The 2,975-nt window shown below is 38.7% G+C and carries 4 protein-coding genes; 3 read left to right on the top strand and 1 reads right to left on the bottom strand.

Annotated elements, in window-relative coordinates; genetic code table 11:
- The 3 genes from ilvC to WA010_RS13240 form a co-directional block, all read left to right on the top strand.
- A partial coding sequence (gene ilvC / locus WA010_RS13230; protein WP_422557587.1) for a ketol-acid reductoisomerase occupies positions 1 to 640 on the top strand: 640 nt, incomplete at its 5' end.
- A 60-nt stretch (positions 641 to 700) separates the two neighbouring features.
- Positions 701 to 1,702, top strand: a complete 1,002-nt coding sequence (locus WA010_RS13235; protein ID WP_422557588.1) for a divergent polysaccharide deacetylase family protein — start codon at positions 701 to 703, stop codon at positions 1,700 to 1,702.
- A gap of 75 nt (positions 1,703 to 1,777) precedes the next feature.
- Positions 1,778 to 2,554: a DNA-processing protein DprA gene (locus WA010_RS13240; RefSeq protein ID WP_422557589.1), complete on the top strand. Its 777-nt coding sequence runs from the start codon at positions 1,778 to 1,780 to the stop codon at positions 2,552 to 2,554.
- Between the two features lie 7 nt (positions 2,555 to 2,561).
- Here WA010_RS13240 and WA010_RS13245 read toward each other — a convergent pair whose 3' ends face one another.
- Positions 2,562 to 2,876, bottom strand: coding sequence for a sulfite:cytochrome C oxidoreductase subunit B (locus WA010_RS13245; protein ID WP_422557590.1), 315 nt, complete (start codon positions 2,874 to 2,876; stop codon positions 2,562 to 2,564).
- Positions 2,877 to 2,975 lie beyond the last annotated feature (99 nt).

The raw sequence follows: 2,975 nt of genomic DNA on the forward strand, positions 1-2,975 counted from the left end.
GATCGCTCCTAAAGCACCGGGTCATACCGTACGTTCTGAATTTGTTCGCGGCGGCGGGATTCCCGATTTGATCGCAGTTGGACAAAATCCGAGCGGAACAACAAAAGAATTGGCACTATCCTATGCATCGGCTATCGGTGGCGGACGTACAGCGATCATCGAAACGACGTTTAAAGACGAAACAGAAACTGACCTTTTCGGAGAGCAAGCGGTTCTTTGCGGCGGTGCGGCATCTCTCGTACAAGCGGGATTCGAAACATTGACCGAAGCGGGTTACGCACCTGAATTGGCGTACTTCGAGTGTCTTCACGAGCTTAAGCTCATCGTTGATTTGATGTTCGAGGGTGGAATCGCGGATATGCGTTACTCTATCTCTAACACAGCAGAATACGGTGACTACGTAAGTGGTAAACGTGTTATCAATGCAGAATCAAAAGCGGCAATGAAAGAGATCCTCAAAGAGATCCAAGATGGCCGTTTCGCAAAAGATTTCATCCTCGAAGGTCAAGCGGGTTATCCTCGTATGAACGCAGAGCGTGCAAACGCACGTGCCTCTTTGATCGAGCAAACGGGTGTTAAATTACGCTCTATGATGCCGTGGATCTCTAAAAACAAAATCGTTAACCAAGCTACAAACTAATTTTCCTTTCTTCAGAGCGATTCGCTCTGAATACTTTCGCATAAGAGGTTTTATTTTTTTATGAGTAAACGACCTCGACCCAATTATATCTTTTCATTGCAATATCTTGCTTGGATATTAGTTGGTATTATCCTTTTACTTCTTACTTTTTTAATCGGTTATCTAATTGGATTTAATCAAGTGGAAGAAAAATTGGAAGCTGAACAAGCTCAAACAAAGAAGCTAACAAAACAAATTCAACAGATGGATGAACAAGACGATAATCTTGTACTCAGACCTAAAGCAACCACAGAAAATATTGAAATTAATCGTCTTAAAAAAGAGCTTCAAATTTTTATCGAGAAAGAACAATCTCATAAAGTAATTAAGACAAGAGAAGACATTTCCTATCAAGATCAGAAAAAAGTAGAAAAAAATCTAAAAAAAGCAAAGTTAGTCATTATTATTGACGATGTCTCGTATCTTCAGGATGTGCAGGCAATTCAATCTACCGGATTACCTCTTGTCATGTCATTTTTACCTCCGAGCCCACGACATCCGGAATCAGCTAAATTGGCACAAAAACAGTCTCACTATATGGTTCATTTACCTCTTGAAGCACTTGATTTTAAGGATGAAGAGATTGGTACACTTCGAGTCAATGATTCAATCACGCGTATAGAAGAGAGAATTTTGGAATTAAAGCAATTATATCCTGCTGCTCGATATTTGAATAATCACACCGGATCAAAATTTACGGCGAATAGTGATGCTATGGAACGGTTGATAGGAGTTATGAAGAAAGAAGGACTGCTTTTTGTCGATAGTCGTACTTCTGCAGAAACCAAGGTTCCGCAAATTTCAACGAAACTTCATGTTCGTTATTTAGGTCGAGATGTGTTTTTGGATCATCAAGATGGTATTAGTAATGTTAAAAAACAAATTAGAAAGGCCATTGCTAAAGCAAAATGTGATGGAAAAGCTATTGCGATTGGTCATCCTCGCCCAGATACAATTAGAGCTCTTAAAGAATCAAAAGAGCTGTTGAAGGAAGTGCAACTAGTAGGAATTGATAAAATCTGACAATCTGACATATTTTTTTGATGGATTAATATTTCTTTGTTAAGATCATAATATTATTATGATTAAGAGTCTACTATGCATACTATGATCGAATTTGAAGTTCCTGAGTTTTTATCAATCAAAAAATATCCTGAAAAAATATATTATAAAGGAAATCTTGATTTATTAAATCGGCAAAAAGTTTCGATAATCGGAAGTAGGAAACCAAATCAATATACGCAGCAGATGACTCATCATTTAGCAAGTGAGTTATCGAGAATTGGTATTTGTATTGTCAGTGGTGGAGCTATGGGTGTAGATGCGATAGCTCATCGAGGAGCTGGAAGTGACAGTACGATTGTGGTGTTACCTTGTGGAATCGATTTACACTATCCTGCAGTCAATAAATCATTATTGGAAAATATAGAAAATAACGGTTTAAGCATGAGTCAGTTTGAACTGAGTTTTCAAGCAACTAATTGGAGCTTTGTAGTACGGAATAGTTTGGTAGTGGCACTGGGCGAGGTATTGATTGTTACACAGGCGGATATTAATAGTGGTAGTATGCGAAGTGTTGAATTTGCACTGGAAATGGGTAAGAAAATTTACGTACTACCTCATAGGATTGGTGATAGTGAAGGGACGAATAGGTTGTTATCCGATGGAAAAGCTGAGCCTATTTATGATATTGATACTTTTGTAGGAAAGTTTGGTATGGTGCATTCCAAGATTGACAAAAATGATCCGTTTGTACTGTTTTGTGCAACCCAACCGGTATATGAAGAAGCAGTAGTAAAGTTTGGTGATCGAGTGTTTGAAGCAGAATTGGCTGGAATCATTGAAGTTAAGAATGGAAGGATCAATGTAGTGTAATCAGGGTTTAATGTCCTGATTGCACTTCATATCCGTAGTGTTTGACGAGATAGTTAATAATTGTTTGTTGATCCTCTTTCCCGATAGGGGCTTTGAATTCATTCACCATTTTTTGGACAGTTCCTGTCCAATACGGGCGGCTTTTTTTACCTTGGTTGAGGACATATCCCCATGAGTGACAGATAAGGCAGTATTGCTGTGCCACTTCGTCATGATCTCCTTTTACCATCGGATAATCGACGTAGGGCATTTCAATCGGTTTATCGACTTGGGCAAATGCAGTTGCAGCCAAAAATGCGCTAAGTACTAATAATTTTTTCATTTTTAAACCTTATACGATTTTAACATTGACGGAATCGACCGCATTGTATTGGTATCCACCGGCATTCCATCCGATTTCATTCGCGAGTGGCTGAATATT

It is taken from the genome of Sulfuricurvum sp., from assembly GCF_049305995.1.
Taxonomy (GTDB): Bacteria; Campylobacterota; Campylobacteria; order Campylobacterales; family Sulfurimonadaceae; genus Sulfuricurvum.

Bases quoted from the DNA above. Each gene is read 5' to 3' on its own strand.
- WA010_RS13235 (WP_422557588.1), top strand. From the start codon at position 701: ATGAGTAAACGACCTCGACCCAATTATATCTTTTCATTGCAATATCTT.
- WA010_RS13240 (WP_422557589.1), top strand. From the start codon at position 1,778: ATGCATACTATGATCGAATTTGAAGTTCCTGAGTTTTTATCAATCAAA.
- WA010_RS13245 (WP_422557590.1), bottom strand. From the start codon at position 2,876: ATGAAAAAATTATTAGTACTTAGCGCATTTTTGGCTGCAACTGCATTT.